This window comes from Pseudobdellovibrionaceae bacterium (assembly GCA_020635075.1).
Taxonomy (GTDB): Bacteria; Bdellovibrionota; Bdellovibrionia; order Bdellovibrionales; family UBA1609; genus JADZEO01.
The window spans coordinates 894,427-908,408 of record JACKAM010000002.1 but is presented as its reverse complement, the minus strand read 5'-3'; the positions used below and the strand labels follow the sequence as shown (position 1 = coordinate 908,408).

At 47.6% G+C, this 13,982-nt stretch carries 15 protein-coding genes; 4 read left to right on the top strand and 11 right to left on the bottom strand.

Annotated features, from left to right (window positions below; all coding sequences use genetic code 11):
• Positions 1–79: 79 nt before the first annotated feature.
• Genes H6624_14060 through H6624_14050 form a run of 3 tightly spaced genes read right to left on the bottom strand, consistent with a single transcriptional unit; the run spans position 80 to position 2,287 of the window.
• On the bottom strand, positions 80–454 hold the full coding sequence (locus H6624_14060) for a polymer-forming cytoskeletal protein (protein ID MCB9085466.1): 375 nt from the start codon (positions 452–454) through the stop codon (positions 80–82).
• Positions 442–1,440 (bottom strand): ParB/RepB/Spo0J family partition protein, encoded by a 999-nt coding sequence (locus H6624_14055; GenBank protein ID MCB9085465.1) that lies wholly within the window; start codon positions 1,438–1,440, stop codon positions 442–444. The genes H6624_14060 and H6624_14055 overlap by 13 nt, the downstream gene beginning before the upstream one ends.
• Positions 1,433–2,287 (bottom strand): AAA family ATPase, encoded by an 855-nt coding sequence (locus H6624_14050; protein ID MCB9085464.1) that lies wholly within the window; start codon positions 2,285–2,287, stop codon positions 1,433–1,435. The genes H6624_14055 and H6624_14050 overlap by 8 nt, the downstream gene beginning before the upstream one ends.
• A gap of 217 nt (positions 2,288–2,504) precedes the next feature.
• Here H6624_14050 and H6624_14045 point away from each other — a divergent pair, with 217 nt between their 5' ends.
• Complete coding sequence (locus tag H6624_14045) at positions 2,505–2,882, top strand: hypothetical protein (GenBank protein MCB9085463.1); 378 nt, start codon at positions 2,505–2,507, stop codon at positions 2,880–2,882.
• Positions 2,883–2,912: 30 nt separating this feature from the next.
• Here the strand turns inward: H6624_14045 and rsmG are convergent, their stop codons facing one another.
• The 8 genes from rsmG to rpmH are packed head-to-tail and all read right to left on the bottom strand — an operon-like array spanning position 2,913 to position 9,874.
• Positions 2,913–3,575 (bottom strand): 16S rRNA (guanine(527)-N(7))-methyltransferase RsmG, encoded by a 663-nt coding sequence (rsmG, locus tag H6624_14040; GenBank protein MCB9085462.1) that lies wholly within the window; start codon positions 3,573–3,575, stop codon positions 2,913–2,915.
• A complete protein-coding gene (gene mnmG, locus H6624_14035; protein ID MCB9085461.1) occupies positions 3,553–5,457 on the bottom strand; it encodes a tRNA uridine-5-carboxymethylaminomethyl(34) synthesis enzyme MnmG in 1,905 nt (634 codons plus the stop codon). Before mnmG ends, rsmG begins: the two co-directional genes overlap by 23 nt.
• 2 nt (positions 5,458–5,459) lie before the next feature.
• Positions 5,460–6,884, bottom strand: a complete 1,425-nt coding sequence (mnmE, locus tag H6624_14030) for a tRNA uridine-5-carboxymethylaminomethyl(34) synthesis GTPase MnmE (GenBank protein MCB9085460.1) — start codon at positions 6,882–6,884, stop codon at positions 5,460–5,462.
• Between the two features lie 15 nt (positions 6,885–6,899).
• Positions 6,900–7,454 carry a hypothetical protein gene (locus tag H6624_14025; protein MCB9085459.1) on the bottom strand — a complete coding sequence of 185 codons (555 nt, stop codon included), beginning with the start codon at positions 7,452–7,454 and terminating at the stop codon, positions 6,900–6,902.
• 10 nt (positions 7,455–7,464) lie between these two features.
• Positions 7,465–9,138 (bottom strand): membrane protein insertase YidC, encoded by a 1,674-nt coding sequence (yidC, locus tag H6624_14020; protein MCB9085458.1) that lies wholly within the window; start codon positions 9,136–9,138, stop codon positions 7,465–7,467.
• On the bottom strand, positions 9,135–9,437 hold the full coding sequence (gene yidD, locus H6624_14015) for a membrane protein insertion efficiency factor YidD (protein ID MCB9085457.1): 303 nt from the start codon (positions 9,435–9,437) through the stop codon (positions 9,135–9,137). The genes yidC and yidD overlap by 4 nt, the downstream gene beginning before the upstream one ends.
• On the bottom strand, positions 9,367–9,735 hold the full coding sequence (rnpA, locus tag H6624_14010; protein MCB9085456.1) for a ribonuclease P protein component: 369 nt from the start codon (positions 9,733–9,735) through the stop codon (positions 9,367–9,369). Before rnpA ends, yidD begins: the two co-directional genes overlap by 71 nt.
• The gene (gene rpmH, locus H6624_14005; GenBank protein MCB9085455.1) at positions 9,725–9,874 is read right to left on the bottom strand and encodes a 50S ribosomal protein L34; all 150 of its coding nucleotides are present in this window, start codon (positions 9,872–9,874) and stop codon (positions 9,725–9,727) included. The genes rnpA and rpmH overlap by 11 nt, the downstream gene beginning before the upstream one ends.
• Before the next feature lie 204 nt (positions 9,875–10,078).
• On the opposite strand from rpmH, the gene dnaA reads away from it, so the two are divergent.
• The 3 genes from dnaA to recF all read left to right on the top strand — a co-directional run bounded on the left by dnaA (position 10,079) and on the right by recF (position 13,981).
• Positions 10,079–11,491 (top strand): chromosomal replication initiator protein DnaA, encoded by a 1,413-nt coding sequence (gene dnaA / locus H6624_14000; GenBank protein ID MCB9085454.1) that lies wholly within the window; start codon positions 10,079–10,081, stop codon positions 11,489–11,491.
• A gap of 228 nt (positions 11,492–11,719) precedes the next feature.
• Positions 11,720–12,838: a DNA polymerase III subunit beta gene (gene dnaN, locus H6624_13995; protein MCB9085453.1), complete on the top strand. Its 1,119-nt coding sequence runs from the start codon at positions 11,720–11,722 to the stop codon at positions 12,836–12,838.
• Positions 12,839–13,981, top strand: coding sequence for a DNA replication and repair protein RecF (gene recF / locus H6624_13990; GenBank protein MCB9085452.1), 1,143 nt, complete (start codon positions 12,839–12,841; stop codon positions 13,979–13,981).
• Position 13,982: the final 1 nt, after the last annotated feature.

Genomic DNA, 13,982 nt, shown 5'->3' with positions numbered 1-13,982 from the left:
TTGAAATCCCTGTGAAAAATTTGATAGGATTTAGCAACGCCACAGCAAAGGGGTCAAGCCAAAATGGTGGGTATTTCCTTTAGACTTTGGGCATATAGGAGGCGCCCTCAAATACCACTCCCTCGTCGATTCTCAGACTCGGGGTGGTGACTGTGCCCTTGAAGATCGCAGGCGGGTGCATGATGACGCGACTCCGCGCAAAAATATTTCCCTTAACTGCTCCACTAATGATGACGACATCAGCCTCAATTTGGGCTTCGACCTTGGCTCCTGGATTAATCACCAGAGTGTCATTGGTAAAGATTTCACCATGAAAATGTCCGCCGATTCTAACGGTGCCTTCGAAGGTGAGGCGACCATCGAATGAGGCTCCATGGTCCAGAAGGGCAGTGACCTGGCCCATTTGTACGGATTCTTGAATTTGATCTGAGGGAAATCGACCTACTTCTGCCATGCTGTTCGAAACTTATCCGCCATCTGGTTGAGTTCATCATCCGAATAGAAACTAATGGCTATTTTACCTTTACCGCCAAAGTAATCAATGGCGACCTTGGTTCCCATGATCTTTTGCAACTCATCGGCAAGGCCTTTAGCCAAGCGCCCGGAAATGTCGATCTCTTCCACTCCATTGTTGCCCTGAGGTTGCTTGAATCTTTTGAGAACCAGCTTTTCAGTCGCACGAACAGATAACTTGTCATTGCACACCTTTTTCGCCAATTGGCGCTGGACCTTGGGGTCGTCCACGGACAACAACACCTTAGCCTGCCCCATGGAGATCTCCCCCTTTGACACCATAACCCTCACCTCAGGAGCCAAATTGAGGAGACGCATGGTGTTGGCTATGGTGACACGATCCTTGCCCACTTGTTCAGCCAGCTTTTGCTGTGTGAGGTTATACTTCTTGATCAGGTGAGCGTAGGCCTCAGCCTCTTCAACTGGATTTAAATCCGCTCTTTGGATATTTTCAATGAGAGCGAGTTCCATTGCCTCTTGGTCATCGGATTCCTTAAGAATGACTGGCACTTCATGGAGGCCCGCCTGCTGAGCGGCTCTCCATCGGCGCTCACCGGCTATGATTTCATATCCACCGTCAGGCATTTTTCTAGCAACAATTGGCTGAAGGACTCCCTTTTCGCGAATGGAGGCACTCAGCTCCTTAAGTGGCTCTGCGTCAAATACCTGTCTGGGCTGATTTACATTTGGATAGATCTTGTCTACCGCAATCTTCCAGACACGTGCTGTATCTGGAATCTTCGGTTGAGCAGGTGATTCAATAAATCCTTCTTTTAAAGCAGAGTTGGTTTCTGACTTCATGGGTGGGAGCTTAGTGAGAGGCTCCTCTTCAATGGGGGTAGAGTTTCCAAGCAGGCTTCCTAAGCCTCTTCCGAGAGCCGTTTTTTTTGGAGTTTTCTTGGCGGTAATCTCTTTCTGCTCAGACATGACTGTGCTCCTCGGGCGCTTGGTTCAAGACAGGTTCAACAATCTCCGTCTCTGAGTCCGCATCCAACGGCTTTTTTGGACCGTACACCTTGGCATCCAGCTCCTTGGCAAGTTCCAGATATTTTCGTGCTCCAATAGACTTGGGGTCATAATCAAGAATGGATTTCCCATGGCTCGGGGCCTCGCTGAGGCGCACATTCCTAGGGATGACCGCCTTAAATACTTTATCGCCAAAATGCGTTTGGATTTCGGTGACAACCTGGTGGCTGAGATTGTTTCTCGTATCAAACATGGTCAGCAAAATTCCCTCGATTTTGAGCTGAGGATTGAGGTTCTTTTTAATCAATCCCGCCGTATTGAGGAGTTGGCTGAGTCCCTCTAGGGCGTAATATTCACATTGAAGTGGAACCAGAAAGGTATCTGCCGCTGTCAGTGAATTCACTGTCAAAAGGCCAAGGGAGGGGGGGCAATCAATAACAATATAATGATAGTCGTCGGCTACCTTAGTAATGGCCTCTTTGAGGCGATATTCACGATGCGCAACGTCAACAAGCTCTATTTCTGCCCCGACCAGGTCTGGATTTGCTGGCGCAACGCATAAATTTGGGTTGTCGGTTTTTTGGATGACCTCGGGAAGGGTCTTCTCTCCTATTAGGACATGATAAATATTGTTCTCTTGGTTCTCGTAGCGCTTAACGCCAAGCCCAGAAGAGGCGTTCCCTTGGGGATCCATATCTAGGATAAGAACCTTTTTGCCGATGGCAGCAAGCGCCGCACCGATATTCACTGATGAGGTCGTCTTGCCTACTCCGCCCTTTTGGTTGGCTATGCAAATGGTCCTGGCCATAGTTTCCTCGATTGTAAGTGTCTCATTATGATGCTTCTGACTCAAAAAAACCTAGGAATCGTCCGATTGTTCCACGTGGAACATAGGGAGTCTAGAAAAAATGTTCAAATGTGAGAGAGTTTTCTTCTCAATAGGAGCAGTCGCGCTCGTTTTTTCCCTGGTTTCCTGCAGAAGTCGGGACCCGAACCCTGAGCTGAAGGATCCCATCTACAAAGACATGACTACTCTGCATAAGGACTATGAGAAAAAACTGAAAGAAGAGACGAAAACCCAAGAGGAGAATCTGGAAGAGTTGGAGTTGGCCGGCTCCAATGGAATGGACCTCAAAGTAGCGAGGAAGAAGATCTCCTCATCAGCAAAAAAGATCACCTATTATACTCAAATGACTAACTACTATCGAATTCGCGCCGAACGAAGACGGGTGGAGGGTAGGCGTGCCTACTCAATTGCCTTTGACAATGGTGAAAGCTGGCCCGATCCAAAAGAATACCAGCTTTACTTGGTCAATAAGCGCTTGCGAGAGGCACCTCGAAGCTGGAGCGTACGCGTTCCCAAAATGACCGACCGATTTGTGGCACAAAAATCCGAAAAATAGGCCCAAATGTTCCACGTGGAACACTCCTACCTATCCAACCTTCTTAGTCACTACAATGGATAGTCGGACATTGCCTACGGGTAAAGAGTAATCATCCACAAGCATGGGTACCCAAAACCTGCACATCTGAGAGGGGATGTCAGCCACTTCGCGCACCCAAGACTCGGATTTAAAGTGAAAATACTGCCCACCGACCTGAAACGCTTTGCGAGCAAACAACAACGACTTTGAGATAGAAGCGAATCCCCTAGAAACTCCCCATTGAACACTGTTGTCCGCCACATCCTCAGCCCGCATATGCAGTGGAGTGACATTGGGGAGGCCAATCCGATTAGCCACGTGCTTCAGAAACTCAACCTTTCTCGCATCACTCTCAACCAAACGAATCTCAAATTCGGGAGCCAAAATCGCCAGTACGATACCAGGCAAGCCATTCCCCGAGCCAAAATCATAAACGGTCGGGCCCGTACAAGACTTAAGAAGCAGCTGACAGCCAAGAACACAGTCCGCAAAATGGACCAAGTCCGCGTTCTCCTCAGATCGATTAGAAATCAGATTGATTGCACGATTAAAGGTAATCAACTCGACGTGGTAGGTTCTTAGTTGACGCCTGGCGTCTTCCGAGAGCTCAGGAAACCACTCATTGATTCTCCACAACTTGTTTTCGTACTCACTTTGGGTTCCCAATGACATCCCGCTCCCGACGACGTTCAGCTGCCTTCAAAAAAACAACCAAGGCTTGAATTGCAGAAGGATTCACTCCACTAATCCGACCGGCCTGGCCCAAGGTCCGAGGACGCACTCGAGCGAGCTTTTCAACCTCTTCTCTCGACAAGCCAAGCACTTCATTGTAGCGCATATTGTTAGGCAACAACACATTTTCCATTTTTTGCGCCTGATTAATCATTTCCTGCTGTCTCATAATGTAGCCCGAGTACTTTACTTGAATTTCCACCGGCTCCCACACTCGCTCGTCGTTATCAATCTCAATGCCTAGCTGCGTCATTTCAAAACAGCTAATTTCGGGCCGCCGCAGTAGGTCACTGAAACTTAAGGGTTTTGTTAAAACCGCAGTACCTATTGCCCGAAGCCGAGATTGAGTGGCTTCATTTGGAACCAACCGACCCAAATCCAGGCTTCTGAGCATCGCCTTTCGTCGTTGCAAAATGTCATCAACTCGCTTTCTGGCCTCAAGGCTCAGCAATCCTGACCTCGCTCCAAGACCAGAGAGCCGCTCAAGAACGTTGTCCTCTCGAAGATTCAAGCGGAACTCAGCCCTGGCCGTCATCATGCGATAAGGCTCCTTAGTTCCCTTCGTTACCAGGTCATCAATCAGTACTCCAATATAGGCCTGATCCCGGCTCAAAATTAGCTCACCCCGATTGAGAAACTTCAAGGCTGCATTCGCTCCAGCCACCAAGCCCTGTCCACCAGCCTCTTCGTATCCACTCGTCCCGTTGATCTGACCGGCCAAAAACAAATTCTCAATCGGCCGCGATTCCAAAGTGTGAAAAATCTGAGTTGGCTCCACACAGTCATACTCTACTGCGTACCCGGGACGGAGCATTTCCACTTTTTCAAGGCCCTTCATTGTATGGAGGAATTCATACTGCACCTCTTCAGGCAAAGAGGTGGAAATCCCTTGGAGATAGATTGAGTCCGTGTCCAAACCCTCAGGCTCCAAAAAAGTCTGGTGTCGATCCTTATCTGCAAAGCGGGTGATCTTGTCTTCAATGCTGGGACAATATCTGGGCCCAACTCCTTCAATGACTCCACAATACATTGGAGATTGATGAAGGTTATTGCGAATAACCTCGTGGGTCTTCTCGTTGGTATATGCCAAATGGCATTCAATTTGCGGAAGTTGCAGACGATTTTCACTGCGATAACTAAAAGGAACAAACCGAGAATCTCCGGACTGGCTCTCCAACACCTCCCAATCAATACTCGACCGCTTTAAGCGTGGCGGGGTCCCGGTCTTTAACCGAATGACATCGAATCCAAACTCTCTAAGCTGATCAGAAATACCCACCGTGGCCTTGTCACCAACCCGACCACCTTCAACTTGCCTGAGTCCAAAATGCATGACGGCGCCCATGAAAGTGCCGGTCGTCAAAACCACTGCCTGGGAGCGAACCTGGGAACCATCCTCAATGATCACACCCCGACACACATTTCCATCCAATAACAAACTCTTCGCTTCAGCCTCAATCAAAGACACGCCACCAAGGCCGCCCAGAAACCGACTCATATAGGCGGAATAGAGATCCTTGTCACATTGAGCTCGCGAACCCCTAACGGCAGGACCCTTTCGGGAATTAAGTCTTTTAAACTGAATACAGTTCAAATCAGCGGCCATGCCCATTTCACCGCCGAGAGCATCAATTTCCTTAACGATGTGGCCCTTACCCAAACCGCCGATGGAGGGATTACAGCTCATATAGCCGATTCGATCCAAATTGGTTGTCACCACCCCAACTGACACGCCCAAGCGGGAAGCCGCAGCTGCAGCCTCGATCCCGGCATGCCCGGCACCGATGACCAAAATGTCAAAATCGCTATCGCATACGCTCATGTTTACTTTCCAAGACAAAACTCTTTAAAAACCCGATCCAAAACCTCGTCGTCAAACTGCTTGCCGATCAACTCGTGAACCGCAAAAAGAGAATCTCTCAGTTCAAATGCGACCAGGTCCGGACTCTCACCGGCCTTGAGCAGTTCAACTGCTCGGCAAAGCCCCTTTTCAATCGTCGTGAACAGCTCAAAATGTCGCGAATTACTAAGCACCGCCGAGGCACCGGCAAAATCAGAGGCGGTAAACCTGGTCAGGTTTTCCCTAAACTCATTAAGGCCCGATTCACTCAGGGTGTTACCTACGAGCAAGCGAACTTCTTTTTGAGAGTCCTCGTTATCACTGAGTCTTTTCTTGGCCTCGCCCCACCAAGACTGCAAAACCTCCATTGACGAACCGCTGCCCACTCGATCAGATTTGTTGCCAAACAGCCAAAGAGGAGAGGAACACCCCTCCTTGAGAAACCTTAACTCTGAAAAATCTCCGAGATCCGTCAAATCGACGACCAACAAAATTAGATCCGCCTCAGCCAATGCCTTTTGAGCGCGCTCGATCCCCAGGGATTCAACCACGTCCTGGGTTTCGCGTAGACCAGCGGTATCAACCAGATTAATGCGGACCCCATTAAACAAACAGGACCCTTCCACCCGATCCCGGGTGGTGCCGGCAATATCGGTCACGATAGATCTGTCTTCGCATAAAAACGCGTTCATCAAACTCGACTTACCCACATTTGGCCGGCCCACAATCGCAATTCTCACACCGTCGTGAATCATCCGCCCCTGGGCATAGCTGGCGACGACACCTTTTACCCTCGTCCAAAGCCCTTCGCATTGATCAATGAGAGTTTGGTCTGAGGCGGTTTCGATGTCCTCATAGGCAAAATCAATATTGGCCTCTAGGTGGGCTAGTATCCAATGAATGCGATCTTCAAGTTCGACCAGGAACTTGGACAACTCACCTTTTAGCTGTCTGAGCGCCAAGCGGGAAGACCGTTTGGAGTTGGCTTCAATCAGACCCAACACGCTCTCCGCTTGCACCAAATCTATACGCTGATTGAGAAAGGCCCGATAGGTGAACTCTCCTGGTTCGGCCAGTCGAGCCCCAGCCTTAATTAGCTCTTGTAACAGCTGGGCAGTTACCACAGTTCCACCATGGCAGGAGATCTCTAGAGTTCCTTCACCGGTAAAAGAACGTCCCTCCGCAAAATAAGAGACGAGAACTTCATCAATGTCAGTTTTTGATACTATATCTTGGGCAAAGCCATAATAAATACGATGGCTTTCAGGCTGGGAAGGCAGAAATGGACAGACTCTCTGACTGATCTCTAGCGCTCCGCCACCACTGATGCGGACAACTGCGATGCCCCCAACACCTGGTGGTGTCGACACCGCAGCTATCGTATCGTGATCGCGAGCCAGTATGCCCATTTCCTCTATCCATCATTACATCACCGAGTCAGCCATTGCCTCGGTTGAGCGGCCGGCATCTTTCGCCGGGTATATTTTGATTTTCTTAAAATGCCCATCTCCAATAGAGCGGCTCTTCACCCGTCCATCTTCAGCCAGATACTGGTGAACGACTTTCCTGTCTTTGGGAGGCAAAGCACGAATATAGACAGACTTACCCTTGCTAAGAGCAATGCCTTTAAGCTTGTCAGCCAGATCAAGTAGAGCCTGATTCGCCTCTTCACGATAGCCCTCGCAGTCGACAGCAACATACACGTTTTCCTCTGGCAGCTGATGCTGCAGAACGCGCTTAAGGAACAACTGAATGGCGTCCAACAGCTGGCCATCACGCCCTTTTATCAGATCCACATCATTACCCGTAAGCTCGACCCGAAGCTCATTGTCTGAGTCCGCGTAGATTTCATAACCAAAATCAAATCCGCCCTTCTCTGTCAGACCAGACATTACGTCTTTAATAATGCTAACGGCATCTCCATCAAGAGATTCCTTTTTCTTTCCCCCACCGAATAGTCTACCGAAAAAACCAGTCATCAGAATTCTCCTATTTAGCTGTGACCTCAACTGTCTTCAGTTCAGTTTTTTTTTCCCTCATAAAGTACATCTGTTGCAAAATACCAAACAGCGCACTGATAAAAATGTACAGAGTCAGTCCACTGGGTAAGGACACCATAAAAAAGGTGAACAGCAGTGGCATAAACATCAACACCTTGGCCTGCGCCGGATCCATAGTGTTGGGTGTGATCCTTTGTTGAATAAACATGGTAATGCCCATCAATACAGGCAACACATAGAAAGGATCTTTCAAACTCAGGTCATGAATCCACAATCCAAAAGGAGCCTGATAGAGCTCAATACTCTGACCCAACACCTGATAGAGAGCAATAAACACTGGAAACTGCAGCAGCATGGGAAGACATCCACCTAGGGGATTAACCCGGTGATTCTTCATCAGTCCCATCATTTCCTGGTTTAAGCGCTGCTTATCCTCAGCGTACTTCTCACGGAGAGCTTTGATCTGAGGCTGAATCTTCTGCATGTTCTTCATGGATTTGTAGGACATTACCGCGAAAGGTAAAACGATAAGGCGAACGATGATCGTCAGAAGAATAATTGCCAGACCCCAGTTGCCCAACAAAGTGTAAAACCACTTCATCATGTGCAGGATGTACTTGGCAATCCAACTGAACATGCCAAAATTGACGATCTCAGCAAATTCAGAGTCAATTCTTTCCAACATCTCGAAAGATTTGGGACCAGCAAATGACCTGTACCTAATCTTAAAGGCATCGGCCTTATTCAGCATCGTGTACTGAAGGCGACCCGTCACAATACCGGCTTGGATGTCTCCGTAGGTCTTAACTTCGGGAATAACATCGGAATTATCGATAACTCCCTGAGCAAAATACTGAGTCCCCAATGCTGCCACTCTAACCTGATTTATCGTCTTATCAAGCTCTGTCAGCTTCTCTACATTAATGGCAAGTCGGTCCTTTCCCGAATTCGACCGAATAAAAAACTCCTGGTGATCAAAGGCCGGAAGCATAAAGCCCCCTTTCTTCGACTCATAAAGCTTATCGCCCATGGTGACGGTCAGTCCCACGAATGAGGGTTTAAGGCCTGTCGCCACCACTTCAGTTTCGAAAAGATACTGAGATGATCTCAGACTCACCAACTTGGTAATCTGCCCCGACTCTGTGACCGCCGTTCCTTTGAACTGCCCTTCACCAATTGTCTCAATGGTGAAGTCAAGCTCTCCTCTGCGTCCACTGAGGTTGGTGGCAAAAATCGGCTCAAGACTTCCCCGACCCACGGAAACCAGCTCATTCTTACGGTCTGTATACTTCTTCAGGTGAAGATTGCGAATACCCATTCCCTTTGAGCTAATATCAAAGGACCAATATTCGTCTTCGTAGTGTACCACAGACTCGGCTCGATCTGACGGAGTGGGAATGCCCACTGGCGTTGTCAGATCATTGGAATCACCCACAGTACTCCCAGGGTTTTCCACATTTCCGGCTGTATCCTGGTTAGGTGATCCGCCGCCTTCAGCATTGTTGGTCGCCTCAGCTGACTGTTCAACCTGGGCCTTTTGTTCATAAGCATGTGGGTACTTCTTTTTCATGTAGGATTGCCAAGCAATCCAACTCATGCCCACTAATACAATCGCGAGAATGGTTTTGCTATCCAGAAAAGATGGCTGCTTCTCTTGGCTCATTTGGTCCTCTCATTACAAGGTACTGGGTCGTACCCCGATTCCCCAAAAGGATGACATTTACACAATCGATGAAAAATTAAACGACAAGCTCGGCCTGGCGATTGGGTATTAAGAGCTTCAACGGCGTATTCAGAACATGAAGGATAAAAGCGACAGTTTCCACCCAACCAACTGCTGAGATAGACCCGATAGAATTGCACCGGTCCCAACAGAATTGTGCGAAAGATCCTATTTAGCTTTTCTTGCCAGTTTTCCGACTGCCCGGTCCAGACAACTGTACAGCTCTTCTCGCTCGACATTCTTAAAAAAGTCCTTTTCCCGCCTACGAAAAATGATGTTGATATCCAGAGACCTGGATCTTAGAGACGTTTTTGTTCGGAAATACTCTCGGCACCATCGGCGCAACCGGTTTCTCACCACCGCTCCTCCCACATAGCGAGGAATTGTCCACCCACAACGCATTTCTTTTAAGGTGTTTTGGCGATAGGCCAGGATTAACCAACCACAAGGTCTCACCTGGTTACCGGTTCGTGATATCTCCAGAAATTCAGAACGACTTCTAAGACTTTTTAATCTCTTCTGGGAATCACTTACCACCAACAGAAACCGTCAGGCGCTTACGGCCTTTGGCGCGGCGGCGAGATAGAACCTGTTGCCCATCTTTCGTTGCCATACGTGAACGAAAGCCATGGGTCTTTTTTCTGCGTCTACGACTTGGTTGATAAGTCCTTTTCATTTTCCAATCTCCACTTTTACGACTGGTTTCCTACGTCTTATTAAACACTTAGATTTGGTGCGCCATAAAACCACAAGGCAGCACCCTCGTCAAGGTATTGAAAGAATTCCAATCCCGTGCTAATCGTCCCCCACTTATCCACACTCCAGGGGAAAAGATCAACCATTCTTAATCACGAGGGCGTCGGTGACCGATACGCAAGACCTGTGGAACCAAATCAAGTCCAGCCTGATAGCAAAGAATCGTGACAACAAGCCTTTTCAGGCTTGGTTTGAGGAGACAGATCTCCTCGATATTGAAAGGAGAGACGATGGGATCTCCTGTTTTCGCTTGGGGGTTCGCTCAGAACTCCACCGCCAGTGGATTTCTGAGTTCTGCTTTGACCGGATTTGTAGTGAAATTTCAGCTATTTATAAGTCGCCCTATGAAATCGAAATGGTCGTCACCGGCTCACCCAATATAACTCCAGTGGCAGAACCTGAACCCTCTCAAAATGAGAATTCAAGCTCCTCGCCAGGTGTAAACTATCAAAAACAGGGCGGTTTTGGCTCAGATCCTCGGTCGGCAGTCAATCCTGGGGTGTCTAAGGACAACCTAAATTCGGAATTCACCTTTTCCACATTTGTCGTTGGCCGAAACAATGAGTTTGCCCATGCCGCCTCCTACAGCATCGCCGAGAACCCTGGGCAGGAAAATTACAACCCTCTATTTATATGTGGACCCACGGGAATGGGAAAAACCCACCTATTAAATTCCGTTGGAAACCATATTCGCGTGAAATTTCCACATCTTAGGATCTGTTACGTTTCAGCCGAGAGGTTTTTAAACGAATGTATTTCCAGTATCCGCCGCCAAGAGATGCATAAATTTCGCCGTAGGTATCGAGAATCATGTGACATTTTGCTGATGGACGATATTCAGATCTTGGGCCGCGGTGAAGCTGTCCAAGAGGAGTTCTTCCACACTCTCAATGATTTTTTCGAGAAAGGCCATCAGGTTATTGTAGCTTCAGATAGAATGCCTAAAGATATCAAGGGCTTAGAGGATCGCATCCGCACCCGCCTAGAGTGGGGGCTGATTGCCGATATCACGATGCCGGAATTAGAAACCCGCGTGGCTATTCTTCGTTACAAGGCCGAGAAACGAGGAATTCGTCTGCCTAACGAAGTCGTTAATTATATTGCCCGCATATCCAAACGGTCGATTCGTGAACTTGAGGGTAACCTGAACCGGGTCAAAATGTTTTCTGACCTTCAAGGTTTGGAGATCAATCTTGAGTTGGCCAAAAAGGTTCTCGCCGTCAATGACGATACTGCAACTTTGACCAGCGAAGACATTATGAAGCTAGTGAGTGATCATTTTAAGGTCAGAATCAGTGATCTCAAGTCGCGAACAAGAACCAAACCCATTGTTGTCGCGCGCCAAGTCACGATGTGGTTGATTAAGAAGCACCAAGACAAATCCTTAGTTGAGATCGGTCGACTGTTGGGTGGCAAAGATCATACGACTGTGATTAATGCAATCCGGCGCATTAATCTCCACCTCCAAAAGGATTCGGATTTAAAGAGAGATATCGAAGATTTAGAGGGGCGTATCCACAATATCACAGGGCTGTGAATAGGTATTGTGGATAACTTTGTGCGGATGTTTGTGAGAAAGCTGGGGAAAAAATCTTATCAACAAAAGAATGACTTTAATCCGGCACAATTGTTAGGTACTTATCCACAACGAAAGTTAAATGTTCTCGGGCTTTTAGGTTATTAAATGAGTTATTCACAGCCCTACTATTACTACTTGTTTTTAATTATATAAACTTACTAGTTATTTAAGAGGGGATTGAGGCCAATGAAATTGCAAATTGAACAAGCGGATTTCGTGACCCTTCTTTCAAGAGCACAGAACATCGTAGAAAAACGTAACGCCATGCCCATCCTCATCAACGTGCTTTTGGATGCTGAGGGAGATCGACTCAAAATTTTCGCTACGGATTTGGAAGTGAGTCTTACGGATCAAGTTTCTGCTGTTGTTGAGCAACCTGGACGTGTTGCAGTTAATGCTAAGAGTCTTTTTGATATTCTTAAGGAACTGCCTGAAGGGCCAATTGAAATTGAAAAACGTGAGAACAATTGGCTTCATATCAGGCAAAACCAAATTGAATCCAACATCGTTGGAATTTCACCTGATGAGTATCCTGTATTCCCAAGTTACTCGACAGAAAGTTTCGTGAAGATTGATTCCCAGGTTTTGTCCGAGATGATTGAAAAAACCATTTACAGTGTTTCCAACGACGAAACACGTTATCACCTTAACGGTGTTTACTTCCATCGTTTCGATGAAGACGGTGGTAAGGGCTTCCGTATGGTGGCCACTGATGGACACCGTCTTAGTTTGATTGAGCGCAGTACTGGTGATGAAGCCGACAAATTAAGTGCGAACGGAGTGATTATTCCTCGCAAGGGACTCAATGAAATTCGCAAGCTCTTGGACCACGTCGATGAGCCAATTGAAATGGCTATCGAAGGTGCTCAACTGGTTGTGCGCAGTGGGACCACGATTCTAATGATCCGCCTTATTGAAGGAAAATATCCAAATTATCAACAGCTTATTCCACGGGACTTGAATCAAAGGCTGTCGGTTAAGAGGGACGCACTTTTGTCCTCACTGAAGAGGGTTTCATTGTTTTCAAACCAGAAATCCAAAGGTGTGACCCTGAATTTGACCAATGGACGAATGGAAATTTCCTCTAATAATCCGGAATTGGGTGACGCAAGAGAAACCATCGATGTTGATTATGCCGGTAAAGATATCCGCATTGGCTTTAATGCCAAATACATCCTCGATGTCTTAAGCAGCATGAACGACGAGACCGTACAGATTCAGCTCAATGATCAACTCTCGCCAGGACTTGTGCGTCCGAAAGATGATGACAGCTATACATGCGTTGTAATGCCAATGCGAATATAAATGGTTGTTCATCGACTCAAAATCCGAAACTTTCGCAATTATGCCACTCTCAATCTACCCATTAGGTCGGGAGTGAATATTTTGTTGGGCGAGAACGGTCAGGGGAAAACCAACCTCCTGGAGTCCATTTATCTCCTCTGTCGGGGACGATCATTTCGACCCGGCGATACCAATTCATGGCTGGGTCGATCCGAGTTACCCTCAGCTACCATTATAGCTTCCGTCGAAGGAAAAGGCGGACAAACCGATGAAATAAAATTGGTCATTGAGGGCAAAAGGCGCCAATTCTCTATCAACAACAAGCGCTGCACAAAAGCGGCCCTTATGGCCAGGTTTCCCTGCGTTTTATTCAGCCCCGAAAGTCTGGGCGCAATCAAAGAAGGCCCCGATGCCCGTCGCCAACTGATCGATGATTTGGTGATTTCTCATTCTCCTAGGCAGGCGACCATCCTTGAACAATACCAGAGAGCGCTTCGCTCGCGAAATCGCTGGTTGAGAGATAGCAAAAAAGGCCTACTTGCTGACCAGAGCGAAATCCACCGAGTTCTCGACTCCTTGCAACCAAACTTCTTGGACCTGGCGACTCAAGTGACGGTTTCGCGATTGGAGGCTATTCAGGCTATCCTTCCAGATCTTGGAGAAACCATGGCAACCCTATTTCCCTCACAAAATGTGGATATTTCCGTGGATTACGTGATTTCAGGGAAGACCTATCGCTCACCTGAACGTGATAAGATTTACACAACTCTCGGGTCGCGACTAAGAGAATTACGCAATGCCGAATTGGATTCTGGGATATCTCTTGTGGGGCCGCAAAAACATGACATCCAGTTTCTTTTTAGTGGAAATGATTCGCGATTTTATTGTTCCCAAGGGCAGCAAAGGGGCTTAATTTTGTCTTTCAAGATGGCCCAAATCATGTATCATTACAAGGTTCATCAAGAGTATCCGATTTTGCTTTTAGACGATGTTCTATCTGAGCTGGATCAGCAGAAGCGGACCAACCTGATTGAGGCGCTGAGAGGCATTAGATCTCAAATTCTAGTGACCACCACAGATCTTTCATTTCCCTTGGACTTTGGAAATAGGGATCTCGCCGTCTACCAGGTTGTTCAGGGTGAAATTGTCGAGTCGGCAAGTTGAA

Coding starts and splice junctions, on each gene's coding strand:
- H6624_14060 (MCB9085466.1), bottom strand. CDS start 454: ATGGCAGAAGTAGGTCGATTTCCCTCAGATCAAATTCAAGAATCCGTA.
- H6624_14050 (MCB9085464.1), bottom strand. CDS start 2,287: ATGGCCAGGACCATTTGCATAGCCAACCAAAAGGGCGGAGTAGGCAAG.
- recF (MCB9085452.1), top strand. CDS start 12,839: ATGGTTGTTCATCGACTCAAAATCCGAAACTTTCGCAATTATGCCACT.
- yidC (MCB9085458.1), bottom strand. CDS start 9,138: ATGAGCCAAGAGAAGCAGCCATCTTTTCTGGATAGCAAAACCATTCTC.
- H6624_14045 (MCB9085463.1), top strand. CDS start 2,505: ATGACTACTCTGCATAAGGACTATGAGAAAAAACTGAAAGAAGAGACG.
- rpmH (MCB9085455.1), bottom strand. CDS start 9,874: ATGAAAAGGACTTATCAACCAAGTCGTAGACGCAGAAAAAAGACCCAT.
- mnmE (MCB9085460.1), bottom strand. CDS start 6,884: ATGGGCATACTGGCTCGCGATCACGATACGATAGCTGCGGTGTCGACA.
- rsmG (MCB9085462.1), bottom strand. CDS start 3,575: ATGTCATTGGGAACCCAAAGTGAGTACGAAAACAAGTTGTGGAGAATC.
- yidD (MCB9085457.1), bottom strand. CDS start 9,437: ATGTCGAGCGAGAAGAGCTGTACAGTTGTCTGGACCGGGCAGTCGGAA.
- H6624_14055 (MCB9085465.1), bottom strand. CDS start 1,440: ATGTCTGAGCAGAAAGAGATTACCGCCAAGAAAACTCCAAAAAAAACG.
- dnaN (MCB9085453.1), top strand. CDS start 11,720: ATGAAATTGCAAATTGAACAAGCGGATTTCGTGACCCTTCTTTCAAGA.
- mnmG (MCB9085461.1), bottom strand. CDS start 5,457: ATGAGCGTATGCGATAGCGATTTTGACATTTTGGTCATCGGTGCCGGG.
- H6624_14025 (MCB9085459.1), bottom strand. CDS start 7,454: ATGACTGGTTTTTTCGGTAGACTATTCGGTGGGGGAAAGAAAAAGGAA.